The organism is Pseudomonas sp. COW5 (assembly GCF_026240005.1).
In the GTDB taxonomy this organism is placed as follows: Bacteria; Pseudomonadota; Gammaproteobacteria; order Pseudomonadales; family Pseudomonadaceae; genus Aquipseudomonas; species Aquipseudomonas kribbensis.
The window spans coordinates 17,744-43,007 of record NZ_JAPHVP010000001.1; the positions used below are offsets into that span (position 1 = coordinate 17,744).

A 25,264-nucleotide genomic window follows, 5' to 3' on the forward strand; every position below is an offset into this window, starting at 1 on the left:
TTCCTCCACCGTCTTACGAGGCACGCCAATATGGACGTGAGCGTATTTGGTACGGGCTATGTTGGCCTGATACAAGCTGCGGCACTTGCCGATGTCGGACATCGAGTACTGTGTGTCGATATAGATCCGAACAAAATTAAACAACTGCAACAGGCAGTTCCGCCTATCAGTGAACCGGGTCTGTCGGCAACTTTGGAAGAAAACATCAAGGCCGGGCGTTTGCTGTTCACCACCCAGGCCAGCGATGCCGTTGAACACGCCGAACTGATCTTCATCGCCGTGGGCACCCCGGCTGACGAAGACGGTTCCGCCGACCTCAGCCACGTGCTCAACGTGGCACGGCAGATCGCAAGCTTCATGGAGGCCGATCGCACCCTGATCATCAAGTCCACGGTGCCGGTCGGCACGGCGGATCAGGTACTGGACACGGCCAATAACGAACTGCACCGGCGCGGCAAAAGCGGCCTGAACGTGCGGATCGTGTCCAACCCCGAATTCCTCAAGGAGGGCAGCGCCCTCGCCGACTGCATGCGCCCGGACCGGATCATCGTCGGCACCCTGGACCCTGAGGCCCGGGAACAGTTAAGCGAACTCTACGCGCCGTTCTGCCGCAACCACGAAAAACTGATGTTCATGGACAACCGCAGCGCCGAGCTGACCAAGTACGCGGCCAACGCGATGCTCGCCACCCGCATCAGCTTCATGAACGAACTGGCCAACCTCACCGAATTGCTGGGCGCCGACATCGAAGCCGTGCGCAAGGGCATCGGCTCCGACCCGCGCATCGGCTATCACTTCATCTACCCCGGCTGCGGCTTCGGTGGCTCGTGCTTTCCCAAGGATCTGCGCGCCCTGCTGCACACCGCCGAACACAACGGCATGCCGCTGAAACTGCTGCGCAGTGTCACCGACGTCAACGATACGCAGCGGCACATCCTGTTCAGCAAACTGAAAGCGCAGTTCCCCCAAGGCCTGGCCGGCAAATCCATCGCCGTCTGGGGCCTGGCGTTCAAACCGAACACCGATGACATGCGCGAAGCCCCCAGCCGTTATCTGATGGATGCCCTGTGGGCCGAAGGCGCCAGCGTGCAGGCCTACGATCCGGAAGCCATGTCGGAATGCCGGCGTATCTACGGCTACCGCGATGACCTGCACCTGTGCGCCACCCGCGACGACACTCTGGAAGACGCCGACGCACTGGTGATCTGCACCGAGTGGAAGAACTTTCGCGTGGTGGATTTCGAACTGCTGGCCGACAAGCTGCGTTCGAAGGTGATCATCGACGGGCGCAATCTCTACAACCCGGAACAAGTGGCGGCCGCCGGCCTGCACTACAGCGGCATCGGTCTGCGGCATATCGCGCCTGACGGGTTGCGGTCATGAAAATCCTCGTCACCGGTGCGGCCGGGTTCATTGGCGCTCATTGCGTGTTGCGGCTGATGCGCGACGGGCATCAGGTCATCGGCCTGGACAATTTCAATGCCTATTACGACCCGCAGCTCAAGCATGACCGCGTGCGCTGGGTGCGCGGCCAGGTCGGCGATTTCCAGATCGCCAGAGTCGATCTGGCCGACGCCGCCGCGGTGGATGCGCTGTTTGTCCGCGAGTGCCCGCAAGTGGTGATCCACCTGGCGGCGCAGGCCGGGGTGCGTTATTCGCTGGAAAATCCACAGGCGTATCTGAACAGCAATCTCAGTGGTTTCCTGAACATTCTGGAGAGCTGCCGGCACCACCCGGTCGAGCATCTGATCTACGCCTCGTCGAGTTCAGTGTACGGCGCCAACCAGCACACGCCATACACGGTGCATGACGACGTCAACCATCCGTTGTCACTGTACGCCGCGACCAAAAAAGCCAATGAGCTGATGGCCCACAGCTACAGCTACCTGTTCGGCATTCCTTGCACCGGGCTGCGCTTTTTCACGGTGTACGGACCCTGGGGACGGCCGGACATGTCGCCGATCCAGTTCGCCCGGGCCATCACCGAAGGCATGCCGCTGAAGCTGTTCAACTACGGACTGCACCAGCGCGATTTCACTTATATCGACGACATCGTCGAGAGCATTGCCCGCCTCACGGTCCATCCGCCGCATACCCATCCGGAATGGGACCGCGAGCACCCCGACGCGGGCAGCAGCATGGCGCCGTGGTGCCTGTTCAACATCGGCGGCCACCATCCGGTGGAGCTGAAAACCTACCTGGCCCTGATGGAAAAACACCTCGGCCAGAAAGCCATTGTCGAGCTGCTGCCCCTGCAACCGGGCGACGTGCTCAACACCTGTGCCGACACCGACGATCTGGCCCAGGCCACCGGGTTCCAGCCCCGGATAGAGCTGGATGAAGGCCTCGGGCGTTTCATCGCCTGGTATCGCGATTACTACCCGACTGCCTGTCGCCCACGCGCCGTTCGCGGCTGAACACCAGCGGAGGACTCCATGACTGGACATGAGAAAGGTGTACCGATCCAACATCTGGTTCGTGACAAACGCATGGATCCGGAACATCGAATGCGCCTCGACGCGGCCATCCACCGCCAGGGGCAAGGCTGGGTGACCGGACGCGAGGGTGGCCGGCCATGGCAGCTGTCGCGCACCAACCGGGTGCTGGCCTGCTTCGGCGCGCTGGTGATTCTGGTGATGATTTCGCCGCTGCTGATCGGTCTGGCACTCGCCATCAAGTTCACCAGCAAAGGCCCGGTGATGTTCGTGCAGAAACGCACCGGCTATCGCGGCCGCAAGTTCGGCATGTACAAATTTCGCACGATGGTGGCCAACGCCGAAGAACTGAAAGAGTCGCTGCGCCACCTCAACAAGCACGGTGCCGACGCCATCGACTTCAAGATCGACCAGGATCCGCGCATCACCCGGATCGGCGGCTTCCTGCGGCGCACCAGCCTCGACGAACTGCCCAACCTGATCAATGTGGTGACCGGCGACATGCGCCTGGTCGGCCCTCGCCCGACCTCGTTCAACGCCTACCGCTACAAGGACAAGCACCTCGCCCGTCTGGCGATCTACCCCGGCATGACCGGCCTGTGGCAGATCTCCGGGCGCAGCAATATCGACTTCGACCAGCGCGTTGAGTTGGACCTCAGCTACATCGCCGAGCAGAGCCTGTTGCTTGATTTGAAGATCCTGTTGAAAACCCCTTTCAAAGTATTCAGCGGCCACGGAGCAAGCTAATGGACGGTTCAACCAACAAAAGCCTGAGCATTGCCAGCCCCAGCGAGTCGAACCTGACGTCGACCGTGCTGGACCTGGATCTGCGGATCCTGTTCCTGACCGCCGCCAACCCCGGCGCCGGCACCACCACCAGCGCCCTGGCCATGGCCAGTCAACTGGCACAGATGAGCAGCGGACTGGTGCTGTACGTCGATGCCAGTCAATCGGCGAACAACCTCACCCAGCAACTGAATCTGGGCAAGGAGCGCGGTCTGCGCGACCTGCTGTTCAACCCGGACAACCCGCCGCTGTTGCAGGACTGCGTGGTGCAGGTTTCGAGCCTGCCCTTCCATGTACTGCCCAACGGCCGGCCGATCCGCACCATGGACATGCTCACCGCCGAGCGCCTCAGCCCGCTGCTCGATCAGTTGGGCAGCCAGTACCGCTTCGTGGTGATCGACGGCGATGCCGTGTACTCCGCCGCCGACACCCTGGTGCTCAGCACCCAGGCCGACGGCGTGGTGTTCGTGGTCCGTGCCGAGGACACCCGCTGGGAAGTCGCCCAGGCCGCGGTGCAACGGCTGACCCAGGCCGGGGCGAAAGTGGTCGGCAGTGTGTTCAACCGACGCAAGTACTACATGCCCAAATGGCTGTACAAAAACCTGTAAGCAACGCGAGGGATGACGCAATGAACGCCAAGATACTGGTTCTGCTGATGCTGCCGCTTGCAGGTTGCTCCAGCAACTCCGAAACCCAGACCATGCCGGTGAATATTCTCACCGCCACCCCGGCCAACGCCCAGGCCACCGACATGCCGAAGATCGAGCAGACCCTGCGCCCGCAGGATGTGCTGGATGTGATCTTCCACATCAGCACCAGCGGCTCGGACGCTTACCGCGTGCAGTCGGGTGACCAGATCGGCCTGAACTTCACCGCTGCCAGCCAGCTCAACGGCAACCAACTGGTGTTGCCCGACGGCACCATCAATCTGCCGGGCGCCAACACTTCGGTGAAGATCGCCGGGCTGACCAGCGATGAGGCCCGGGATGAAATCCAGCGTGCCTATCAGCGCAAACAGTTGTTCCAGCCCAATCGCAATCAGCTGACCGTGCAGATCATCAGTCCGCTGACCAACGAACAGAACCTGAAAAGCGCCCTCAACCACCCGGCCACCGGCATGAGCCGCGAGATCACGGTCGGTAACGACGGCTATGCGAGCTTCCCGGAAATCGGTGCGGTGCCGCTGCAAGGCATGACCGTCAATCAACTGGAAACCTTCCTCAACAAACGCTACGCGCAACTGCCCGGCCGGATGAGCGTCGACGTCATGCTCAAGTCCACCGCCGGCAACGAGATCTACGTGCTGGGCGAAGTCGGTCAGCCGGGTTCCTACCCGATCCGCCGGCCGGTCTCGGTGCTCGAGGCGCTGACCCTGGCCCGTGGCACCAACATCAAGGCGCGGCTGGATTCGGTGGTGATCATGCGTCGCAACGGCAACCAGGTGCAGGCCGTGCATTACGACGTGGAAAAAGCCCTGTCCGGCGATGCCTCGCAGATCGCCTACCTGCAACCGGATGACATGCTCTACGTGCCGAAGACCAAACTGGCCAGCGCCGGCGAACTCGCCCGTCAACTGGCGGATGTAGTGCTGTTTCAAGGCGTGGGCGTGAGCTTCAGCTACCGCCTCGACAACAAAACCGACAGCAGTAACCACAACTGACTCTCAGGTGACCTGACATGAATCCAAAGGAAAACTACCTGCATGAGTTCTTCAGGATCTTCTTCGCCAACAAACGGCTGGTGAAGCGTGTCTTCCTGATCTTTGCAGTGATCGCGCTGGTGCTGCCGCTGGTGCTCAAACAGAGCTTCGATATCACCGCCCAGGTGATCGTGCAGTCGAAAAAACTCTCCCAGGGCGACGCCACCACGTCGCTGACCGTAGACAACGCCACCTTCATCCCGCCGTCACTGGCGGACATGGAAACCGAGAGCAACATCCTGCGTTCGCCGGCGCTGATTCGTCAGACCATCAGCGAACTGCGGGACAAGGGTGAATACACCCCGCCCCCCGGAATGTTCGCCAAACTGATCGGCGATCCGTTCCGGCGCTACATCACCTCGCCACTGCGCCAGTACCTGATCAACCCGCTGCGCAACGTGCTGGGGCTGGAAACCGATCCGGTGCGTGACACCGTGCTCGACGGGCTGACGCAACAGGCCATCGACAGCCTGAAGATCGAGACCCTGCCCGGCTCCAACGTGATCTCGATCGTCTACAGCTTCCCGGATCCGCATCAAGGCACGACTTTCGTTGCCGCCCTGCTGCAGAACTATCTGGTCAGCCGTCAGGCGCTGCAATCGATCGACCTGCCGCAGTCCTTCTACGAGACCAAGAAGCACCTGTATCAAGTGCGCCTCGATGGTCTGGAAGCCAATCGCCAGGCCTTGCTGGAACGTGTCGGCGCGGCGGATCCGAAGGAAGAAATCACCTTCCGCCTGAACGCGATCAACACTGAAGAGCAGGCGCTGAACCTGTATCAGGATCGCCTGCTGCAAAGCCAGCGCTGGCTGGAATACCTGAAAACCAGCCTGGCCGCCGCCAGCAACAACAAGCTCAATGACTACACCTTCCCCTACACCTTCACCACCACCGTCGACAACGTGGCGTTCGAAGACCGGGAGATCAAACAATTGGGCGAGCAACTGACCACCCAGGTCAGCCGCTACATGAATGATCTGGCAGTGTTCCAGCCCGGCAGCGAGCCGATGCTGCTGACCCGCGAACAGATCGCCCGCACCCGCCAGCAGTTCCTCAAAGTGGTGAGCAACCGCATTCAGGAACGCACCAACGATCTGGCGGTGGTGCAACAGGTGATCGATCAGAAGACGGCGCGCATCGCCGAGTTCAAGTCGCGCATCCATGACCTGCAGCAAACCCAAAGCAAACTGCGGCAGATGGACACCGAAATCGACGCCCTGCACGCCGCGTTCTCGACCTACGCCCAGCGCTTCGCCGAAAGCAGCACCACCCGCGCGCTGAACGACGACCTGTCGAACGCCCGGGTCCTGAGCCCGCCGTTCGAACCGACCGAAGCGGCGTTCCCCAAACCGTTGCTGATCATTCCGTTCGGTCTGTTCACCGGTCTGCTGCTGGCGATTGCCCTGGTCTACGTGCGTGAGTTCTTCGATCACCGCTTCAAACACCCGGCGCAAATCAGCCACGAGCTGGGCGTACCGGTGCTGCTGGTGATCAACGATCAGAGCACCCAACCGGGCAATCCGCACAAGAACTGGACCGTGCCAAGCTTCGTGCACTGGGTGCGCAATTGAACACGCCGTCCTCCCCGAATGCCGCGCTGCCGATCATTCATTTGCTCAGCAGCGGCGGTTTCTATGGGGCCGAGCGGATGTTGCTGGATCATTGTCTGGCGACACCGGGGCAGCATCAGGTGCTGTTTCTCGATGCGCCAGCGGAGCTGATCGAGCGCTTTCGCGAAGCCGGCGTCGATGCGCAAGGGTGCGCCGGGCTCGGTGCGCTGCTCGGGCATTTGCGCCAGCGCCGGGCGGAGCGTCCGTTGATCAACACCCACAATTTCAAAGGCCTGTTGTTCGGCTGGGTGGGCGCATCGCTGTTGCGTCTGCCGCTGGTGATCACGCAACACGGTTTCACCCCGCGCAGCCGCAAGCAGAAGTTCTACACCTGGCTCAGCCTGCAACTGTGCCGCACGGCCTCGGTGGACCGGGTGGTGTGTGTGGCCGAAAGCATCGCGGTGCTGCACCGCCAGGCCAGCGTGCAAGCGGAGAAGCTGCAAGTGATCCCCAACGGCCTGCCGGCAGCGGTCGCCCCGCAAACGCTGCAAGCCGAAAATCCGCGCTGGCTCGCCGGTTATGTCGGCCGGCTGAGCAGCGAAAAAGGCCCGGACCTGTTCCTCGACGCCCTGATCCCGCTGTGTCATCAGCACCCGCAGCTCGACGCGGTGATGCTTGGTGACGGCCCGGAACGCGAGGCGTTGCAGGCACGGATCGACGCCGCCGGGTTGCAGCAGCGCATTCGCCTGCCGGGTTATCAGAACGACATGCGCCACTGGTGGCAGCGACTCGACGCGCTGGTGATCAGTTCGCGCACCGAAGGCACACCGATGATTCTGCTGGAGGCCATGCAGACCGGGGTGCCGGTGGTGGCCTTTGCGGTCGGCGGGATTCCCGATGTGCTGGAACACCGGCACAACGGCCTGCTCGCCGCGCCGACCGACAGTACCGCCCTGGGCCGTCAGCTCGATACGCTGCTGAGCGACAGCGGGCTGGCGCGCAGGCTGAGGGACAACGCAAAACGCACACAACAGGACCGCTACGACCTCAAGGCCCTGGCCGAACGCTGGTCGCAGCTGTATATCCGTACGGCACGGGAGGCACGCGCATGATGTTCCCGCTCTCGATCGTCAGCTTGCTGGGTCTGGTCTGCATCGCCCTGCTGGCCAGCCCGTGGCCCTATCTTGCGCCGGGTGCGGTGCTTGGTCTGGTGGGGTTCGCCGTGCTGTACCGCAAGCCGACCTGGGGTCTGCTCGGCATTGCCGCGCTGGTGCCGTTCGAGGGCTTCTTCAAGGACAGCTCGCTGTCGGGCAGCAAGCTGATCGGCGCGTCGCTGGCCGTGATCCTGATGCTGCAACTGGCGATGCACCAGATTCCGGCGGAACGCCTGCGCAGCAATATCTGGCGTTACCTGATCTGGTTCATGGTTCTGTACTTTCTGAGCCTGCTCAACACCGATGACATGGGCATGTCCCTGGGTCACCTGCGTGAACTCAGCGTCGGTCTGATCCTGTTCGTCATCACCTTGCTGATCGGTCGCGAGTTGAACCTCGACCTGTTCGCCCGCCTGGTAACACTGGCCGTCAGCGCCACCTGTGCGATGGCGATGTTTTCGACCAAATTCCAGGATCAGGGCCGCGCTGCCGGCCTGCTCGAAGACCCGAACGCCTTCGCCATGCTGATCGCCTTCGCCGTGCCGCTGGGCCTGCTGCTGATCATTCGCAGCCCGAACCTGTTGCACCGGTTGTTCTGGGGCGGTTGCTGCCTGCTGCTGCTCGGCGGCATGACCAAGACCGAATCGCGCTCCGGGCTGGTGGTGCTGGCGTTGAGTCTGGTAATCGGTTGCTGGCACTACCGGGCGCAACTGACACGCATCCGTCCACGGCACCTGGGCTTCGCCATGCTTGGCCTGGCGATCGTGATTCCGCTGGCGATCTATGCGATGCCCGCCGGCTATCTGGCGCGTATCCAGTCGCTGAGCGTGCTCAGTGCCGGCGCCCGGGGCCACGATGACGAATCCCTGGGTCGCCGTGCGTCGTACATCGTGGTCGGCAGCCAGATGATCCGCGAGAACCCGTTGCTCGGCTCCGGCCCCGGCACCTTTCCCCTGCATTACGCCACCACCGGTTACGCCAAGGCGTTTTCCGCCAACCGCAAGATCGGTGACCTGTACCGGCGGGCGCACAACACTTACCTGGAAATCTTCAGCGAACTGGGGATTCCCGCCGGCCTGCTGTTCGTCGGCATGCTCGGACTGGGCCTGTACAACCTGATTCGCGCGCGCCGCGCCTGGATGCAGCGCCGCGACTGGGAACAGGCCGACATGATGACCCACCTGGGGGTGGGGTTCCTGTCGCTGACCCTGTTCCTGATGTTCCTCAGTGCACCGAACCAGAAGTACGTGTGGATCATGCTCGCGCTCACCAGCGTCCTGCGCCTGAAGGCCGAGCAAGCACCGTTGGTGGAGACCAGGGCATGAGCCGGATCAGTGTCGTCATCCCGATGTACAACGAGGGCCGCCACATCGGCCGCACCCTGCTGGCGGCGCAGAAAGCCGCCCATGCGGCCAATGTCGAGTGCGAACTGATCGTGGTCGATAACGGCTCCAGCGATGACGGCCCGCAGATCGCCCGCCAGTTCGGTGCAAAAGTGCTGGTGGTGCCGGGCGTGTTGATCGGCGCCCTGCGCAATCGCGGCACCGCCGTCGCCACCGGCGACTGGCTGGCGTTCATCGACGCCGACATCGAAATGCCCGAAGACTGGCTTACCGGGCTGTTCGCCCTCGAAGCCGAGGGCCACGCCGATGTGTTCGGACTGGATCTGCACACCCCCGCCTCTGCTCCGTGGTACGCCGTGGCCTGGCAACGCCGCACTCTGCGCCCGACCAGCCACACTGCCCATGCCGTGGACTGGTTGCCCAGCTCCAACCTGCTGATGCATCGGCGCTGGTTCGACAAGGTCGGCGGGTTCAACGAATCCCTGCGCACCGGCGAAGACAAGGAGTTCACCCTGCGCCAGAGCGAACAGGGCGCACGGCTGCTGTCGGTCAACGAATCCGTGGCCCTGCACTGGGGTTACGAAATGAACTGGCGCGAATGGATGGGCAAGGAAATGTGGCGCCAGGGCAGTCATCTGCAACTACTGCGCACTCACGGTTTCAGTTTGCGCCTGCTGCGTTTTCCACTGTTGTCGCTGGCGGCGTGGCTGCTGGATCTGCTGGCGATCTCCGCGCTGCTCAACGGTTTTCCCCACCACGCCGCGGTCATGGTGTTCATGACCACGATCCCGGCGCTGGTGCTCAGCATCCGTCAGAGTCGCCGCCAGCACGATATCAGCCTGACCCTGCAACTGTGGGGCCTGCATTGGGTACGCCTGCACCTGGCCGGCGCGGCGTTCATTCTCAGTCTGTGTCATTGGAACGCCAGGAGGCCTGCCCGTGGCTGAGTTCATATTCTGGATGTGCCTGTTGCTGCCGGTGTACGCCTACGTCGGCTACCCGCTGCTGCTGACGCTGCTGGCACCGTTGTTTCCGGCGTGGCGTCACAGCCCGGCGCCGCCGCTGAATATCAGTATCGTGATCGCCGCGCACAACGAGGCGCGGCATATCGAACACAAGCTGCGTTCGCTGCTGTCCCAGGACTATCAGCCGGCCACCCTGCAAATCATTCTGGCCAGCGACGGTTCCAGCGACGACACCGTGGCTTGCGCGCACAAGGTCGTCGATCCACGAATCACCGTGCTCGACCTGCCGCGCCAGGGCAAGGCCGCGACACTCAATGCCGGCGTGGCCCTGGCCACGGGCGACATTCTGGTGTTCACCGATGCCGACAACCAATGGTCGCGGGAAACCCTCGGCTACCTGCTCGCGCCCCTCAGCGATCCGCAGGTCGGCGCCTGTGCCGGGCACATGGTGATCCCGGTCACCGGTGGCGGTCTGAGTGTCGGCGACAGCCTCTATCGGCATTACGAAGGCTGGCTGCGCCGGGTCGAGAACCGCACCGGCTGCATGGTCTCGGCCGATGGCGCCCTGCTCGCCCTGCGCCGTGAATTGTTCGAAGACGTACCGGCGGAAGTCAACGACGACTTCTTCATCAGCACCTGCGCCCCGGTGAAATTCAAACGCATCGTTTACGTGCCTGAAGCGCAAGTGATCGACCACGGCGTCGATGAAGCCGACAAACAATTCCGCCGCCGTCAGCGTGTCACCGTCGGCGGCCTGCAAAGCCTGGCCCAGCGCAGTGAGCTGCTCAACCCGCTCAAGCACGGGCTGTATTCGATTGCATTGATCAGCCACAAATTGATCCGGCGCCTGGCGCCGATCCTGTTGCTGCCGCTGCTGCTGAGCAATTTCTGGCTGTGGGACGACCACGGTTTCTATCGCCTGAGCCTGATCGCGCAACTGATCGGCTACGCCATCGCGATTGCCGGTCTGCTGGATTCGCAACACCGCTTACCCAAACCGTTCCGCCTTGCGGCATTCCTGCTGGTGACATTGGCGGGTATGAGCATCGGCCTGTGGCAGTTCCTGCGCGGCCAGCGTTACGCCCAGTGGAACCCTGACCAAAACCGTTGAGAGGGCTCAAGCCATGGCGATCAAACAACTGATAAAACGCACCAGTGGCTGGCTCTATCTCAACTCGCCCGTGGGACGAAACCAGTTGCACGGCGCCGGGGTGATACTGATGTTGCACCGGGTGCTGTCCAATGACCGCGCCGCCGACCTGCCGCATCGCAACGAACTGTGCGTCGGCCCGAAAGCCTTCGAGCATTTGCTGGTGTGGCTGCGCAGGCACTTCGACTGCGTGCCGCTGATGGAAATCCTCCAGCCCAACGCCCTGCGCCGGGAGCGCCCGCAAGTGGCGCTGACCTTCGATGATGGCTGGCGCGACAACGCCGCCAACGCCTTCCCGCTGCTGCAAAAACATCAGGTGCCGGCGAGCATTTTCCTGTCCACGGATTTCATCGGCAGCCGCCAGCGCTTCTGGTGGGAAAGCATCGGTGAAACCCTGTGGGGCAGCCACGGTGAAAAACCGCGCATGCACCTGATCGACTGCCTGCAGGCGCTCCACCACCCTTTGCCGGTGCTGATGGACGACATCGATGTGGATCGTCGCAGCCTGACGTTGCTGCACTATCTGCAAAGCTTGAAGAACACCGACCCTTCGATCCTCGAACGCCTGACCAACGAATGCCCGCCAGAGTCACTGCCCCAGGCGCTGGACTGGCATCAGGTGCGGGCGATGGAGGCTTCGGGTCTGGTGCGTTTCGGTCCTCACGGTGCCAGCCACGCGATCCTCACCGGTCTTGACGATGTGCGCCTGAGCGAAGAAATCAGCCGCAGCCGCGACGCACTGAACAACGGCTGCAACCGGCCATTGCCGGTGTACTGCTACCCCAACGGCGACAACGACGCGCGAGTCCGCGAACAGATTGCCAATCACGACTATCCGTTCGCCCTCGGCACCGGCACCGGCATCTATCGCGGCGCCGGAGATCCGCTGAACCTGCCGCGCTTCGGCGTCAGTCAACGCACGGCGCGCAACCCCGAGTTGCTGTCGTGGCGGATCTTTCGCGGGGCGCGACCATGAGTCGAAGCAGTTACCTCAAGCACCTGGCGCTGAGCATGGGCACCAAACTGGCGATGATTGCCCTGCGCCTGCTGAGGAACGTATTGCTGGCGCGGATCCTCGGCCCCAGCGAGCGCGGCCTGTTCGCCCTGCTCAGCACCCTGCCCGATCTGATCAGCGCGGCCACCAGTGGCGGCCTGAATTCGGCGGTCGGTTATCAGGCGGCCAAGCAACGGCCGATGGGCTTGCTGCTGGCTCAAGTGCTGGTGTTCGGGTGCTTGCTGGCAGGTCTGTTGACCTTGCTGGTGGTGGCGCTGGTGCGCGAGTTCGGCAGTGAACTGGACGTGACCCTGCAACTCGGTCTGCTGGCGTGGCTGTTGCTGCTGGCGGTGCCGTTGACCGTACTCAAAAGCGGCTTGCTGACCTTGCACAATGCGTCCGGCGGCGTGGTCGCGTTCAACGCCTTGCGGTTGGTGGAATCCTTGGCGCCGCTGCTGCTGTTTCTCGCACTGTTCTGGATGTGGAAAGAAGCGGCCCTTGAAGCCGCACTGATCAGTTGGCTGGCCGGCATCAGTCTGGTAGTTCTGGTCGGCTGGTTGTGGCTCAAACGCGTGCAGCCGTTGCAACTGCAATGGGATCGCGCCAGCCAGAACGAACTGCTGCGCTTCAGTGCGCGCAGCCACCCCGACCTGCTGTTCCAGCAGGTGATTCTGCGTTCCGATTACCTGTTCATCGGCGCCTTGCTCGGCAGCACCGCCCTCGGGCATTACGCGATGGCCAGCGCCGCCGCCGAGTTGCTGCTGATCGTCCCGGAAGCGGTGACCACGCCGCTGATGAAACGCCTGCTGCAACAGGACGAAGGCATGGACAAGGTCACCCCGCTGGCCCTGCGCCTGACCGCCACGGTGATGCTCGGCGCCTGCCTGACCATGGCGGTGATCGGCGAATGGCTGATCGTCACCCTGTTCGGCGTCGCCTATCAACCGGCGTATCCGGCGCTGCTGGCGTTGCTTCCTGGCCTCTTGGGCCTGTGCTACGCGAGCATTCTGCGGCTGGACCTGCTGGGCAAGAATCGCCCCGGCAGCGTATCGCTGCTGATGGGCCTTGGCGCCCTGCTAAACCTGGCGCTGAACGTGGTGCTGATCCCGGCTTACGGGATTGTCGGCGCCGCAGCGGCATCGTCGATTGCCTATCTGGCGGTGACCGTGGCGATGCTGGTGTTGTATTGCCGGTTGAGCGGCGTGCCGTTCTGGCAAACCCTGATCATCCTGCCCGCCGACATCGCGCCAATGTGGCTGATGTTGCAGCGTCGGAAGGCAGCATGAAAAGCCTGGCCCTGCTGCTCGGTCTCGGCCTGTCGCTGGACGCCTTTGCGGCGTCGATGCGCTGGGGTGACATTCGCGACGGCAGCCTGTACCTGCAAGCGGATCGCCCCGACACTGTGACCGTGCGCTGGGCGCCGGCATGGCAGGCGGACGCCAACGAAGAGCACCTGTACCTGCTCGACGGCCAGGGCAAATTGCAGGGCGAGCGCTTCATCAAGGCCAGCGAAACCCGTGGCAGCCAGAGCTGGCCGTTGGCGCCGGGCGCGGCGAGTTATCAGCTGGAAATCCCCGGCTACAGCTTTCGTAATTACCGGGTCGAGCACGACGAAAACACCGTCGCACTGTTCGCCCCGGCCAAGGTGCATTTCAGCGCGGAAACCCGTGACGGCGATGAGCTGTATTTCAGGATTGCACCGGGTGAACACGCGGTGCTCGCCGGCAAGTTCCACGGTGGCGTCAGCGCCTTGCAAGCGCAGCGGGTCAGCGATGGACAACAGCTGTCATTGGCGCTGAAACCTTATCGCGCCTATTGGCAATTCGATCAGGTCGCGCTGCCGGTCAGTGATCGCGAACAAGTCTGGCGCCTGCGTCTGCAAGGCAGCGGCAAAGCGGCGTTCTGGCTCGACGGCACGGCCAATCTGTTCGCGCAAAACCCGCAGCAACTCAAACCGCTGCGCGAAGACGACGGCCAGACCCGCCTGACCCTGCACGACAAAGTCCTCGGCCGCACGCCGGATCTGGGCATCGCCCTGCCCTACGTGATGCCGCCGCCCGCCAGCCATGCCGCCCTCGATGCGCTGAAACCGACGGCCGCCAGTTACTACAGCTTCGTCGACGTGACGGCGAAGAAGCCGCATTTCGAAGATGCGTTTCGCCAGGTCTATCAGGACCGTTTCGGCATTCGTCAGGACATCACTTTGCTTGCCGGCAGCCAGCGTCAGGCCGATTTGCGCGCCGACGTGCAAAGCAACGGCGGCCTCGACGCCTGGCTCGCGAGCACCCGGCTGCTTGGCGGCAAAGGCACGCACTACATCGGCTTTGCCGACGAGCCCAATCTTAATTATTCGAGCTACGAGCAATACCGCTCGATCTTCACCAGCATGGCCCAACAGGTGCGCAGCGATCCGGCCAACGCCCGGGCCGGTGTGCGCATCGCGATGCCGGCCAGTTCGCGGCTGGTGAACGGCCCGTTCGCCGACAACGCCGCGAACAAACGCGGCATCGACTGGGCCCGGCGACTGCTGAGCGAATCCGCCGATCAGGTCGACGCACTGGCCTGGCATGAGTGGATGATCCGCGACCTGCTCGCCACTCGCGTGTACCGCGACAGCGTGCGCCGCGCCGCCGATCTGGTGGGCCTCGATGCCAAGGGCCAGCCTCGCAAGGCCTTGCTGCTGGATCAGACCAACCTCTCCAGCGGTTCAAGCCTGAGCCCCTACGATCAGGAAACCCATTACACCTCGCTGTGGTGGGCCTCGGTGGTGATCAACGCCTCCCAGGACGGCTTGCTGACGATGCTCAACTGGTTCCAGGCCGCCGATGAGCCGGAGTATCCGAAAGGCATGTTGCGCGTCTCGGCGGATGAACAACACTTCGAACTCAAACCCGTTGGCCTGGCCCAGCAGTTCATCCAGCAACACTGGCTGCACAAGGTGCTGTGGCTGGAAAACGATGCCTTCGAAGTCGATGTGCTGGCGATGGCCGGCGACGATCAGCGCGGCTTGCTGGGTGTGAACAAGGGCACGCGGTTGCAGCGTGTCGATCTGGCGGGCGCCAAGTGCCCGTTGAACAACGGCGCCCTGCGCTACTTCGGCGCCGACAACCGCAGCCGCGACGCGCCCTTCCGTTGCCAGGACGGGCGCGTGCGCTTCGAGCTGCCGGGGCAGACCCTGTTTTCCCTGAGCTGGCGCACTTGATGATCCGCCCGTTGATGTCCTGCCGCGCAGGCCACTTGCCGCGCGATGCCACATCATCAGGAGTACCGACCATGAACGTTGTGACAAAAATCAGCGAACACATCAAACAAAAAGGCCTGCGTGCGACGCTGGCCAAGGTGTGGAAACACTACGTCCTTTCCCATCAGGAACTGCTGTGGATGGAGCGCGACCTCGTCAGCCCGGTGCCGCCCCACAGCCTCAAACCGTATCCGCCGCTGCGGGTGGTGAAGATCACCCCGGACAACGCCAGCGCCTTCGCCCGCTACTTCGGTGACCGCGTCGGCACCATGGCGGAGCTGGCCAGTGAAGGTCACACCGGGCACATGCACCTCGACGATCACGGCGATGCAGTGGCCTTCATCTGGGGCAGCGCCCGGGACTATTTCGACCGTCACTATTACGGCTGCATGTTCCCGGTGAAACCCGGCGAGTTCTTCGAATTCGGCGGTGAGCTGACCCGTTCCTACTGGGGCACCGAACTGTCGGTGGATCTGCAACTGGAACTGTGGAAAGCCATGGCCGCCCAGGGTTGCGACAAGGTCGTGGACGTCTGCGAGTTCCACAACATCCCGGCGCTCAAGCTGCATCTGCGCATGGGTTACACCGAACAGGGCCGGATCATGAACGTATACACCCTGTTCGCCCGCTGGCGTTTCTATCGCGAAACCCGCTACAGCGGTTCGCGGCTGGATGCGTTGCGCAAACCTTCCCGTCCCTCCGTCACAGCAACGGCGACCTGAGCCTATGGCGCGATTCGAATGGCGCACCTCGTTGTGCGCCCCTGACTTTCCGGCAGCGGCTTACGAAGCGCTGCGCCTGCGGGTGACGGATCACACGCCGTTCAACAGCCTCGGCTGGCTGATCGCGGCAGAGCAGACACTCGACACGAACGAGCATCTGCACATTCTGCTGGGCTGGGAAGCGGACGAATTGCGCCTGTGCCTGCCGCTGGTGGCCGGTCGTGAATGCTTTGGCGGGATACCGTTTGCCGTGGTGCATCACCTGGGTTATCCGCTGGCGGATCGTCTGGCATTGCTGTCTGTGCTGGCGGCCGACGAGATGCGCCAGGCACTGCTGCTGATCCGCCAGCGCATCCCCCACGCCTTGCTGCAACTCAACGAACTGTCGGAGCCGGCGGGTGAAGAAAGTGTTCTCACGCAATGGATGGCCCGCAGCTCCAACGCCGAACGACGCCTGAGCTGTCGGGTGCCGGTGCACTTGATCAGCGATGCCGATCATCAGGAAGTCTCCGGCGATCCGCGCTACAAGCTGCGCCGCGCGCGCAAACGGATTGCCGCCTGTGGCGCGGTGGTGCGGCGAATCACGCCCGATGCCCTGACCATGGGCCCGCTGTTGCAAGCCATCCGCGAAGTCGAAGCGGTGAGCTGGAAAGGCGACGAAGGCGTCGGCATCTTCGCCACCGAACGCAGCCGCCGCTGCATCGAAAACGCTTTCACTGCCCTCGCCGCCCAGGGTCTGGTGCGCGTCGTCACCCTGGAGCTGGACGGCCGCTGCATCAGCTACCGGCTCGGCCTGCTCGAACAGGGCCGGCTCTACGATTACAACCTCGCCTTCCTGCCGCAATACGCCGACCTGGGCAGCGGCCGGGTGTTGCTGGAGGAATGGATACGCTGGGGGCTGGACGATCATTGGCGCTGGATCGACGCCTCGCGGGTCAGCCTGGAAAACTCCAGCCATCAACTGCACGAACGCATGACCGGGCAACTGGAGCACTGGCGCTGGAGTTTCTATTCCTGGCGGCCGAGCGGTGTTTTGCTGGGCCTGGTATTACGGCTCTGGCAGCGACTCAAGCCGAAGCTGCAGCAGTGGCGGGCACGGCAGGCAACGACAAAACCGACGGCCCTCGTAAAACCGGCAACCCACCCCACCACGGAGGGCGAACATGCCTCGCCAAGTCATAGTCAACGCTGACGATTTCGGCTTGAGCCCGAACGAAAACGCGGTGATCTTCAGCGCTTTCCAGGCCGGGGTCATCAGTTCCGCCACGGCCATGGCCAACATGCCGGCCTTCGAAGCGGCCTGCGCGATGGCCCGCCATCACATGCTGGAAGGTCGGGTCGGCCTGCACTTCAACCTGACGTACGGCCGGCCATTGAGTCAGGCGATTCTCGCCCGCCCCACCTTCTGCGACAGCCACGGGGTATTCGATCTGAGCCTGGCGCGGCACAGCCTGTGGCTGGGTCGTGAAGATCGTGAAGCGGTACTGGAGGAATTGCAGGCGCAGTGGCAGCGTTGTGTCGATCACGGCGTGCGCCCGAGCCACATCGATTCACATCAGCACGTGCACAACATCTGGCCGATCGGCGAGATCGTTGCGCGCTTCGCCGCACACCAGGGTGTACCGGTGCGATTGGCGCGCAATCTGGGACAGAACCTCAGTCTGCCGAAGCGCCTGTTCAAGGGTTTGCTCAATCGTCGTCTGCAAGGGCTGGCCGGTGCAACCGCGGACTATGTCTGCACCCCGGTGGACCTGCGCAACGAGCCTGCGCCGACCGACGGTGTGCTGGAAATCGTTGCCCATCCGAACCAGCTCGGTGCGGATTTCGGTGATGCGTATCTTGAGCCGGGGGAGTCTCTGACTGCGGTGCTGACTGAACGGTTACGAGGAGTGCCAAGGATCGATTATCGGGCCGTTAATCCGGCGGGAATGAACACACAGGATTCGATTGTCAGGCATTAGACTTTGCGTGATGGATAGTGGCACCCTAGCATCATTTTTTCAGCAACTGGCTCGAATGCCTGTTCTGTTCAATTAGCTCGGGAAAAATGTTGTCATGGAAGAAGCCTGCACGTGGGGAGCCAATTTTTTCCCCTTGGTCAAGGATGCACCGAAGTTTTTTGGCTTTTCTGATTTTCTCGCTGCATCGGCACTGTTGGTGCTTGCCTGGACAATCAGCGGTGCGCGATACCAATTCAGATTGGAGACGGCACCCTTCTCCATTTTCAAACTGTCATATTACTCCGTCGGCTTTGTGGGTCTGTTGACACTCCTGACCGACTTCTGGCGCGCCCAACAGCTGTGTGTACCCAAGGGTTGGCTTCTTACGCCAGAATCCTGGCAACTTGTGCTGGCAAGCCTGTACTTTCTGACTTTTATGGTTTGGTTGCTCTTTTCTTTCATCAGACCGTTGAAGTTTTGCCGTTTAAATGATGATCGTTATCTGGAACAGTTTAAGAAAATCATCATCCGAGGCAACACTTCGGAAATGGCGATCCTAGCAGAGGAATTGCTTCCTTCTGTCGACAACATAATGCGCTACGCATTAATCGAACTGCCGCCCAGCGACCCTATGCATGACAAGCCTTATCGGGTGGCCGACAATGCAAGAAAGTTGCTATTTCTGATTTCCGATCCGCGTTTTTGCAAGGCCTTGGTTGCAAATGCGCCAGATACTTGCATTGCTTTTTTCAATGCCGTGAACAAACTGCAAGCGTTTCCGACACGCATGAATATCCTGGCAAAAAACATCGTCAGCGGCGCCCTGCAAAATACAGAGTCTCAGCTGTATCACGAGCAAAGCGGCTATGAATCAGGATTCCACGGTATTGAAAAGCCATTCAGCAATGCGATTTTTTCCAACCATGAAATGGTTGAGTCGTTTCGGATCCTGTTCAAACTGGATCGACATAAACTGGAGTACTGGGACGCACGGCAATGGGAAGTGCTGGTCGGCGTCACAACGCAAACGCTCGAAGATTACGTAAATCGGGCGCTTGGCAATCAATTCAAATCATTTGATGACATGTCGGACAATATCGCGATGGCTACGGCCGATCTGTACTTGATCAATGAACAGGCAGATCCGCGAATAACAGCCGAACCGTTGAAAAAGGCCCGGATCGCCACACAGTTCATTGATGACATTCTGCATCTCTTTGATGAACATCCGCTCGCGAAGGATGCCGCTCAATATATTCAATCAGCTGGTCGTCCACCTGCCAATTCATACAATTTTGCGGGATTGACCACCTACTACGATCTGCTGGCGGACATGATTTACACCACTATCGTCCATGCCGCAAAAGTCCAGTCTCCAGTTTCTTTGTGCAACCAACTGCACCAGAAAATCATTTGGCGCTGTTTTTTCGATCGTGAACTCGACCACCCTGCTTCCTCCGTGATCAAACAGTGGGTCTGCACCAGGATAATCGATGAGATTAACCGTCACCTGCATCGCTCTACTTATGAACGCGCCTCCCTACTGGGTTTTTGCTGGAGCGTAATGGGCATCGCCAGAGATCAACGTGCGGCAGGCAACTGTCAGGCACTCAAAACTGCCGTGCTGGCCTGGACGCAGAAGCACTACCTTGAGCTTCACCGCAAATCCCCAAAAATGGCAGCAGCCAGTCTGTTTGAAGGAGTCATCTTCGATCAAGCACGTTCTCGCCTGATCAAGCCCTATCTTATGGGTGGTCTTTTTCACGAATCCGAGCGCGCGGAACTTAAATTATGGCTCCCGGGCCTGAGGTTGCAATTCATCCCAAGTGGTCAGCGACCCTATCAATATTGGTCGCTAAGAACAGTAACGGACTTGATCCAAGCCTCTGAATAAAGCGTAATTTTGACGCCTGAAAACCGTGTCAAATCATTTACACAAGTTGCAACAAATTCTATATAGAAGATTGCAATGTAATGGCCATCGCTCATCTATACCCAAGTGGAGCGTCACCCACTAGACCCGGGCTTCGGCCACGGAGGGCATATGAGCGTCATCGAAAAGCTGCGCGAACGCATCAAGCAAAAAGGCCTGGGCCGCACGTTTTCCACCTTGTGGAAACGCTATGTGTTCTTCCATTGGGAACTGCTGTGGATGGAGCGCGACCTGATCAGCCCGGTGCCGCCGCACAAGCTGCGCCCTTACGAAGGCCTGCGCAAAGTCGACATCACACCGCAGAATGCCGGCGCGTTCGGCAAGCATTTCGGTGACCGTGTACAGACCATGGCCGAACTCGCCAGCGAAGGCCACACCGGGCACATGTACCTGGACGCCGACGGCCACGCCGTGGCCTTCATCTGGGGCAGCACCCGGGATTATCACGACCGTCACTACTACGGCTGCAACTTCCCGGTCCAGCCCGGCGAGTTCTTCGAATTCGGCGGCGAAATGACCCGCGCCTACTTCGGCAGCAGCCTGTCGGTGGACGTACAAGTCACCCTCTGGCAAGCCATGGCCGCCCAGGGTTGCCACAAGGTGGTGGACGTCTGCGAAACACACAACATCCCGGCGCTGAAGCTGCACATTCGTATGGGTTATCACGAACAGGGTCGCGTCACCCACGTCTATGGATTGTTTGGAAAGTGGCGGTTCTTCCGCGAGACGCGCTATGAAGGTTCGAGACTGGAACCGCTGCGCAAACCGGGGCGGCCGGTGGTGACGGCGGCTGCGCAGGCTTGATCCGTTCATTGAATCTGCGGCGTTAATGGACGCTGCAGATTCTTCCTACTTTCGTATAAGAAACAGCGCCATTCAGTTTCGGCTCCCACTGACTGCTTTCAGCCGTGTGAATGAATACATTCAGGCAGAAACACAGGGGCCGACCGATGAATCAAAACACATCCGATTTTGATATGAAGGCATTGCTGATTGATTTGAATGCCATCCGTGAATACCTCTCTCAAGTACTGGCAGAGGGTGATGACGAAGAGTTACTTCGAGCAATCGGATACGTGACCGAAGCCCGTATCCGACTTGCCCCAAAAGAGAGAGCGGCCTTCAACCCACCCTTCTGTAGCTGCCTCAGTTTTTCACCCCCACCCACGTAAAACACATCGGCATCTGCGCCTCGCGGTTCAAATACTGGTCATACGCCTCTTCACGGTTCGAATGCGGGTATTCCTTGAAGTGCGCGATGTTCAGCCCGGCGTCGAGGGCGGCGGTGAAGATGGCGCCGAGGTTGTGCACGAACCAGTACGACGGTGCGACCTGTTGCTCGACCTTACCGACGTAGACGATCGGTTCCTGCTGCACGAACGGCTCTTGGCGAAAGTACGAGGTCGCCAGGCGAAACGGATCTTCGGCGTCGGGATCGACCATTTCCAGGAACGGGTGGGTTTCGTAGATCACCAATTGCCCGCCCGGTTTCAGGGTCGAGGCGACGTGGCGGAAGAACTCGCCGATGTCGGGCATCCAGTTGAGGACGCCGATGGTGATCAGCGCCACGTCGAAGCGATTGCGCAGTGTTTCGGGCAGGTGGTGAATATCGGCTTCGATGAATTCGGCCTGGTGCGGCGAACGGCTGTTGAGCACACGGGCCTGTTCAAGAAACGCCGCCGACTGATCGACCCCGACGACACTGCGCGCACCCAGCGCGAACAGCGAGAGGCTCTCGCGGCCGTTGTTGCAGCACAGTTGCACGACGTCTTTTCCATCGACGCCAACCTGCTCCAGCAACCCGCGCAAGGTTTCGTCGAGGCAGGAAAAACCGGTCAGGGTGACCTCGCTCAGCAAGGCCTGCCACTCGGGCGACTCCTGATGATGACGGGCCGAATCGTTCCACGCCTGACGATTGCTTTCGATGGCGTTCTTGTTGTTTGGCACTTCCATGGCGCACTCCACACGATGCTCTTGATTGAGCGGCCCGAGTCTAGTTGAGCGCGATGATCCAGGTTGTTGCGAACTTGTAAGCCAACGGGCGGCTATAGTTAATAGCCTTGGGGAAAACCGCTTCCACAGGTGCCGCCATGCAAACGTTCAACCGGCTGCTGTTATCCGCCTGTCTGCTCGCCGCCACACAGGCGCAAGCCCTCGACAGCAACTTCAATTACTACGGGGCCGACCAGCCCTTCGCCCACCCTGCTCCGCCTTCGCTGTATGCGCAGCCGCCGCGAGCGTTCGATGACGCGCCGCCACAGGATTTCATCGTCATCCCGGATCGCCACGTGTTCCATGACTCACAGTTGCCGACCGTGGCCGATGCGACGGTGCGGGTGTTTATCCGCACCTACGATGCCGAGCGCGGCATCTACGTCAATGACGAGGTGCTGGACCCGACGTGCCTGCTGGAATGTCTGAGCCCGCCGAACCCACGAACCAGTGCGGTCTACCACTGACGCTTGTCCGGTCGCGCCAGACCGAGCTTCTCGATGCGATAGCGCAGCATGTCGCGGCTCAGGCCCAGCAAGCGGGCGGACTTGGTGACGTTCCAGTCGGTCTTGTCGAGCATCTTGCGCACCATGTCGCGCTCGACTTCCGGCAGGTTCATCGACTCGGTGTTGCTCGCCGGACGCGGTTCGAAGTGCGGCACCTCGTGATGCTGATGCAGCGACGGTTCGTCCACCAGGCTCATGCACACGTTCAACTGGTGCGCGGCGATGGTGTCGTTCGGCGCCAGCAACACCGTCTGTTCGAGCATGTTGCGCAGTTCGCGCACGTTGCCCGGCCAGGTGTAATTGAGCAGCAACTCTTCGGCCTGCTGGCTGAAATGCAGGTTGGGTTTGCCGTAGCGTTTGCCGTGACTGGCTAAAAAATGCCGGGCCAGCAGCAGCGCGTCGTCGCCCCGGGCATACAGGCGCGGCACCTTGATCGAGATGATCCGCAGGCGAAAGAACAGGTCACGGCGGAACTTGCCCTGCTGGACCATTTGTTCGAGGTTGCAGTTGGTCGCGCTGATCACCCGCAGATTGACCTTGCGCTCCTTCACCGAGCCGACCCGGCGGATGGTGCGATCCTCCAGCAGCTTGAGCAGTTTGGCCTGCAGCACCAGGTCCATCTCGCCGATTTCATCGAGAAACAGCGTGCCGCCGTCCGCCGCTTCCACCAGCCCGACGCGGCGGTCCTTGGCATCGGTGAACGCACCTTTCTCATGACCGAACAGCTCCGATTCCACCAGGTTGGCGGGGATCGACGCGCAGTTGAACTCAATGAACGGACCTTTGCTGCGTACGCCATCGAAATGCAGCGCACGGGCCACCAGTTCCTTGCCAGTGCCTGTCTCACCTTCCACCAGCACCGGCGGCAGGTCACCACCGGTCATGCGCCGCTCGGCTTCGAGCAACTGGCCGATGGTGTTCTTCAGATGCAGCATCGGCTCTGATTCGCCGATCAGCGCCTGCACCCCGGACTTTTGCGCCTCGCGCTCCTGATAGAACGACAGCGTGCGCTCCATCCGTTCGGTGGCCAGGGCCTTGTCCAGCAGCAGTTTGAGCTCCGGCAGCGCGACCGGTTTGGTGACGTAATGAAAGGCGCCCTCCTTCATTGCGACCACCGCGTCTTCGACGTTGCCGTAACCGGTCATCATGATCACTTTCAGATCCGGCGCGCTGATGCGCAGCTTCTGGATCAGGTCGTGACCGCTCATGCCCGGCAGCGAGTTGTCGGTCAGCACGATGTCCGGCATAAAGCTTTCCAGTTGCCCCAGCGCGTCTTCGGCCGAATGGCAGACCGTCACCTCGAAGTCTTTGCGTTCCAGGTAGGTCTGAATATTCTCGGCCAACAGTTCGTCATCCTCGACCAGCAGAATGCTGTGTTCCATATTCCCCTCCCGATGCCACTTTAAAGTTGAGACTGACGCGGGTTCCTTCCTGCTCGCGGCTGGTCAGCACGACCGAGCCCTGAAAACGCTCCATGATTCTTTTGACCAGTGCCAGGCCAACCCCGAGGCCGCCCTGCTTGGTGGTGAAAAACGGTTTGAACACCAGTTGTTGCTGCTGCGCGTTCATGCCTTTGCCGGTGTCCCCCACCGTCATGCAGACCTGGCCGGCATGGGGTGCCTCAATCTCGACACTCAGCACGCCGCCCTTGGGCATGGCCTCCAGGGCGTTGGCGAACAGGCTATTGAGAATCTGCGTCAGCAACACCTTGTGGCTGACCACCGGCGGGCAGTCCTGCAGGTTGAGTCGTACCTCGACGCCGTTGCGCCGGATCAGCGCCTCGAACGCGCCGAGGGAATCTTCCACGGCGGCGCGCAGTTCCAGCGCCTCGCCGTCGTCACTCATCGGCCGCAGCGAAACCAGCAACTCCCGGACCCAGCGCGACATGCGGTCCACCTGACTGATGATGTCGCCAATATTGCGCTGGGCGCTCTGGCTGGCCACTTCCTGGGCCAGTTCGGCACTGGAGCGAATGGTCGCCAGCGGATTGCGCAGGCTATGGGCCACCGCCGAGGACATCTCCCCCAGGGCGACAAAGGTTTCGTTGCTGATCAGTTGTTGCTGCTGGCTGTGCAGCAGGGTCGAGGCGCGCCGCACGATCCAGAACAGGCCCAGGTAAATCGCCGCCCCGCCGAGAATCGTCGCCGCCCAGATCGAGGCAAATCCGCGGTCGATGCGATCCACCAGATCCGCCGGTTCCTTGTATATCTCGACCATGGCGATGACTTTGCTTTTGTCGGCGTTGAACATCGGGATGTAGTTCTCGATGAACAGGTATTTGGGTTCGCGGGAGAGTTTCTGCTCGGGTTTCTCGTCGTCGATCTTGTGATAGCTGGAGGACACCGGCACTTTCATTTCGAACGACTCGTCCAGCTCGTCATCGTCCTCGAACTTGACACCGATAAGTTCCGGGTTGGTCGACCAGATCACCGAGCGATCCAGGGCATAGACCGTTGCCAGCAGCACATCCGGCAAGTGTTCGACGTGATCGAGAAACTCGGCCCGGGCCGCGCCATGGGCCAGCGGATCGACGTCGGGAAAGTTTTCGTCCTGACGCGGGTCAAGCATTTCACCCATGGTGCGCAGCGGTGTGATGCCGGCATGGCGCATTTCCGCATCGCCGATGGCCTGGACGAATTGCGCGGTGAGCAGCGCATCGCGCTCGACGCTTTCAGTGACCACGAAGCGCGTGGAGATATAACCCAGCCCCAGCGCCACGGCGGCAATGATGAAAAAACTCGCCAGCGAGAACCAGCGCAGCAGATTGAACTGCGCGCCCCAACCCTTGATGGCGGCCGCCGCAACGTTCGGCGCCGGTGTTTGTTGTTCTTCCAGTCGTTGCATGGGGGTGCCC

At 61.3% G+C, this 25,264-nt stretch carries 22 protein-coding genes and 1 pseudogene; 20 read left to right on the forward strand and 3 right to left on the reverse strand.

Annotation, left to right across the window (positions count from 1 at the left end):
- Window positions 1-30: 30 nt before the first annotated feature.
- The 19 genes and pseudogenes from OQ248_RS00070 to OQ248_RS00160 all read left to right on the forward strand — a co-directional run.
- Window positions 31-1,383 carry a UDP-glucose/GDP-mannose dehydrogenase family protein gene (locus tag OQ248_RS00070; RefSeq protein WP_265811700.1) on the forward strand — a complete coding sequence of 451 codons (1,353 nt, stop codon included), beginning with the start codon at window positions 31-33 and terminating at the stop codon, window positions 1,381-1,383.
- Window positions 1,380-2,417, forward strand: a complete 1,038-nt coding sequence (locus OQ248_RS00075) for an NAD-dependent epimerase/dehydratase family protein (protein ID WP_265811701.1) — start codon at window positions 1,380-1,382, stop codon at window positions 2,415-2,417. The genes OQ248_RS00070 and OQ248_RS00075 overlap by 4 nt, the downstream gene beginning before the upstream one ends.
- Before the next feature lie 18 nt (window positions 2,418-2,435).
- Window positions 2,436-3,182: a sugar transferase gene (locus tag OQ248_RS00080; protein WP_085712111.1), complete on the forward strand. Its 747-nt coding sequence runs from the start codon at window positions 2,436-2,438 to the stop codon at window positions 3,180-3,182.
- A complete protein-coding gene (locus OQ248_RS00085) occupies window positions 3,182-3,829 on the forward strand; it encodes a CpsD/CapB family tyrosine-protein kinase (protein ID WP_085712110.1) in 648 nt (215 codons plus the stop codon). Before OQ248_RS00080 ends, OQ248_RS00085 begins: the two co-directional genes overlap by 1 nt.
- Window positions 3,830-3,849: 20 nt before the next feature.
- Window positions 3,850-4,881 carry a polysaccharide biosynthesis/export family protein gene (locus OQ248_RS00090; protein ID WP_265811702.1) on the forward strand — a complete coding sequence of 344 codons (1,032 nt, stop codon included), beginning with the start codon at window positions 3,850-3,852 and terminating at the stop codon, window positions 4,879-4,881.
- A 17-nt stretch (window positions 4,882-4,898) separates the two neighbouring features.
- A complete protein-coding gene (locus tag OQ248_RS00095; RefSeq protein WP_265811703.1) occupies window positions 4,899-6,491 on the forward strand; it encodes a Wzz/FepE/Etk N-terminal domain-containing protein in 1,593 nt (530 codons plus the stop codon).
- On the forward strand, window positions 6,488-7,582 hold the full coding sequence (locus tag OQ248_RS00100; RefSeq protein WP_265811704.1) for a glycosyltransferase family 4 protein: 1,095 nt from the start codon (window positions 6,488-6,490) through the stop codon (window positions 7,580-7,582). The genes OQ248_RS00095 and OQ248_RS00100 overlap by 4 nt, the downstream gene beginning before the upstream one ends.
- Window positions 7,579-8,949, forward strand: a complete 1,371-nt coding sequence (locus OQ248_RS00105; RefSeq protein WP_265811705.1) for an O-antigen ligase family protein — start codon at window positions 7,579-7,581, stop codon at window positions 8,947-8,949. Before OQ248_RS00100 ends, OQ248_RS00105 begins: the two co-directional genes overlap by 4 nt.
- Window positions 8,946-9,914 (forward strand): glycosyltransferase, encoded by a 969-nt coding sequence (locus tag OQ248_RS00110; RefSeq protein WP_265811706.1) that lies wholly within the window; start codon window positions 8,946-8,948, stop codon window positions 9,912-9,914. The genes OQ248_RS00105 and OQ248_RS00110 overlap by 4 nt, the downstream gene beginning before the upstream one ends.
- Window positions 9,907-11,043, forward strand: coding sequence for a glycosyltransferase (locus OQ248_RS00115; RefSeq protein WP_085712104.1), 1,137 nt, complete (start codon window positions 9,907-9,909; stop codon window positions 11,041-11,043). The genes OQ248_RS00110 and OQ248_RS00115 overlap by 8 nt, the downstream gene beginning before the upstream one ends.
- A gap of 13 nt (window positions 11,044-11,056) precedes the next feature.
- Entirely contained in the window at window positions 11,057-12,058 is a 1,002-nt protein-coding gene (locus tag OQ248_RS00120; protein ID WP_119429855.1) for a polysaccharide deacetylase family protein, read from the forward strand.
- Window positions 12,055-13,362, forward strand: a complete 1,308-nt coding sequence (locus tag OQ248_RS00125; RefSeq protein WP_265811707.1) for a lipopolysaccharide biosynthesis protein — start codon at window positions 12,055-12,057, stop codon at window positions 13,360-13,362. Before OQ248_RS00120 ends, OQ248_RS00125 begins: the two co-directional genes overlap by 4 nt.
- Complete coding sequence (locus OQ248_RS00130) at window positions 13,359-15,278, forward strand: hypothetical protein (protein WP_265811708.1); 1,920 nt, start codon at window positions 13,359-13,361, stop codon at window positions 15,276-15,278. The genes OQ248_RS00125 and OQ248_RS00130 overlap by 4 nt, the downstream gene beginning before the upstream one ends.
- Before the next feature lie 71 nt (window positions 15,279-15,349).
- Window positions 15,350-16,039, forward strand: a complete 690-nt coding sequence (locus OQ248_RS00135) for an N-acetyltransferase (protein WP_265811709.1) — start codon at window positions 15,350-15,352, stop codon at window positions 16,037-16,039.
- 4 nt (window positions 16,040-16,043) lie between these two features.
- Window positions 16,044-17,231, forward strand: a complete 1,188-nt coding sequence (locus tag OQ248_RS00140; RefSeq protein ID WP_265811710.1) for a GNAT family N-acetyltransferase — start codon at window positions 16,044-16,046, stop codon at window positions 17,229-17,231.
- On the forward strand, window positions 17,203-18,000 hold the full coding sequence (locus tag OQ248_RS00145) for a ChbG/HpnK family deacetylase (protein ID WP_265811711.1): 798 nt from the start codon (window positions 17,203-17,205) through the stop codon (window positions 17,998-18,000). The genes OQ248_RS00140 and OQ248_RS00145 overlap by 29 nt, the downstream gene beginning before the upstream one ends.
- Before the next feature lie 94 nt (window positions 18,001-18,094).
- Window positions 18,095-19,873 (forward strand): hypothetical protein, encoded by a 1,779-nt coding sequence (locus OQ248_RS00150; RefSeq protein WP_265811712.1) that lies wholly within the window; start codon window positions 18,095-18,097, stop codon window positions 19,871-19,873.
- Between the two features lie 150 nt (window positions 19,874-20,023).
- Window positions 20,024-20,716 (forward strand): N-acetyltransferase, encoded by a 693-nt coding sequence (locus tag OQ248_RS00155; protein ID WP_085712097.1) that lies wholly within the window; start codon window positions 20,024-20,026, stop codon window positions 20,714-20,716.
- A 146-nt stretch (window positions 20,717-20,862) separates the two neighbouring features.
- Window positions 20,863-21,003, forward strand: a pseudogene (locus OQ248_RS00160) (transcriptional regulator); the annotation flags it as partial.
- Window positions 21,004-21,058: 55 nt separating this feature from the next.
- On the opposite strand, the gene OQ248_RS00165 reads toward OQ248_RS00160, so the two are convergent.
- Window positions 21,059-21,865 (reverse strand): class I SAM-dependent methyltransferase, encoded by an 807-nt coding sequence (locus OQ248_RS00165; RefSeq protein ID WP_265811713.1) that lies wholly within the window; start codon window positions 21,863-21,865, stop codon window positions 21,059-21,061.
- Window positions 21,866-22,002: 137 nt separating this feature from the next.
- Between OQ248_RS00165 and OQ248_RS00170 the strand changes: the two genes are divergently transcribed.
- Window positions 22,003-22,371: a hypothetical protein gene (locus OQ248_RS00170; protein ID WP_265811714.1), complete on the forward strand. Its 369-nt coding sequence runs from the start codon at window positions 22,003-22,005 to the stop codon at window positions 22,369-22,371.
- On the opposite strand, the gene OQ248_RS00175 is transcribed toward OQ248_RS00170, so the two are convergent.
- Together OQ248_RS00175 and OQ248_RS00180 are read right to left on the reverse strand one after the other, a co-directional pair.
- Window positions 22,362-23,792 (reverse strand): sigma-54 dependent transcriptional regulator, encoded by a 1,431-nt coding sequence (locus OQ248_RS00175; protein ID WP_265811715.1) that lies wholly within the window; start codon window positions 23,790-23,792, stop codon window positions 22,362-22,364. The genes OQ248_RS00170 and OQ248_RS00175 overlap by 10 nt on opposite strands.
- Complete coding sequence (locus tag OQ248_RS00180) at window positions 23,761-25,254, reverse strand: ATP-binding protein (RefSeq protein ID WP_265811716.1); 1,494 nt, start codon at window positions 25,252-25,254, stop codon at window positions 23,761-23,763. Before OQ248_RS00180 ends, OQ248_RS00175 begins: the two co-directional genes overlap by 32 nt.
- Window positions 25,255-25,264 lie beyond the last annotated feature (10 nt).

Coding starts and splice junctions, on each gene's coding strand:
- OQ248_RS00070 (WP_265811700.1), top strand. CDS start 31: ATGGACGTGAGCGTATTTGGTACGGGCTATGTTGGCCTGATACAAGCT.
- OQ248_RS00075 (WP_265811701.1), top strand. CDS start 1,380: ATGAAAATCCTCGTCACCGGTGCGGCCGGGTTCATTGGCGCTCATTGC.
- OQ248_RS00080 (WP_085712111.1), top strand. CDS start 2,436: ATGACTGGACATGAGAAAGGTGTACCGATCCAACATCTGGTTCGTGAC.
- OQ248_RS00085 (WP_085712110.1), top strand. CDS start 3,182: ATGGACGGTTCAACCAACAAAAGCCTGAGCATTGCCAGCCCCAGCGAG.
- OQ248_RS00090 (WP_265811702.1), top strand. CDS start 3,850: ATGAACGCCAAGATACTGGTTCTGCTGATGCTGCCGCTTGCAGGTTGC.
- OQ248_RS00095 (WP_265811703.1), top strand. CDS start 4,899: ATGAATCCAAAGGAAAACTACCTGCATGAGTTCTTCAGGATCTTCTTC.
- OQ248_RS00105 (WP_265811705.1), top strand. CDS start 7,579: ATGATGTTCCCGCTCTCGATCGTCAGCTTGCTGGGTCTGGTCTGCATC.
- OQ248_RS00110 (WP_265811706.1), top strand. CDS start 8,946: ATGAGCCGGATCAGTGTCGTCATCCCGATGTACAACGAGGGCCGCCAC.
- OQ248_RS00120 (WP_119429855.1), top strand. CDS start 11,057: ATGGCGATCAAACAACTGATAAAACGCACCAGTGGCTGGCTCTATCTC.
- OQ248_RS00125 (WP_265811707.1), top strand. CDS start 12,055: ATGAGTCGAAGCAGTTACCTCAAGCACCTGGCGCTGAGCATGGGCACC.
- OQ248_RS00130 (WP_265811708.1), top strand. CDS start 13,359: ATGAAAAGCCTGGCCCTGCTGCTCGGTCTCGGCCTGTCGCTGGACGCC.
- OQ248_RS00135 (WP_265811709.1), top strand. CDS start 15,350: ATGAACGTTGTGACAAAAATCAGCGAACACATCAAACAAAAAGGCCTG.
- OQ248_RS00140 (WP_265811710.1), top strand. CDS start 16,044: ATGGCGCGATTCGAATGGCGCACCTCGTTGTGCGCCCCTGACTTTCCG.
- OQ248_RS00145 (WP_265811711.1), top strand. CDS start 17,203: ATGCCTCGCCAAGTCATAGTCAACGCTGACGATTTCGGCTTGAGCCCG.
- OQ248_RS00150 (WP_265811712.1), top strand. CDS start 18,095: ATGGAAGAAGCCTGCACGTGGGGAGCCAATTTTTTCCCCTTGGTCAAG.
- OQ248_RS00155 (WP_085712097.1), top strand. CDS start 20,024: ATGAGCGTCATCGAAAAGCTGCGCGAACGCATCAAGCAAAAAGGCCTG.
- OQ248_RS00165 (WP_265811713.1), bottom strand. CDS start 21,865: ATGGAAGTGCCAAACAACAAGAACGCCATCGAAAGCAATCGTCAGGCG.
- OQ248_RS00170 (WP_265811714.1), top strand. CDS start 22,003: ATGCAAACGTTCAACCGGCTGCTGTTATCCGCCTGTCTGCTCGCCGCC.
- OQ248_RS00175 (WP_265811715.1), bottom strand. CDS start 23,792: ATGGAACACAGCATTCTGCTGGTCGAGGATGACGAACTGTTGGCCGAG.
- OQ248_RS00180 (WP_265811716.1), bottom strand. CDS start 25,254: ATGCAACGACTGGAAGAACAACAAACACCGGCGCCGAACGTTGCGGCG.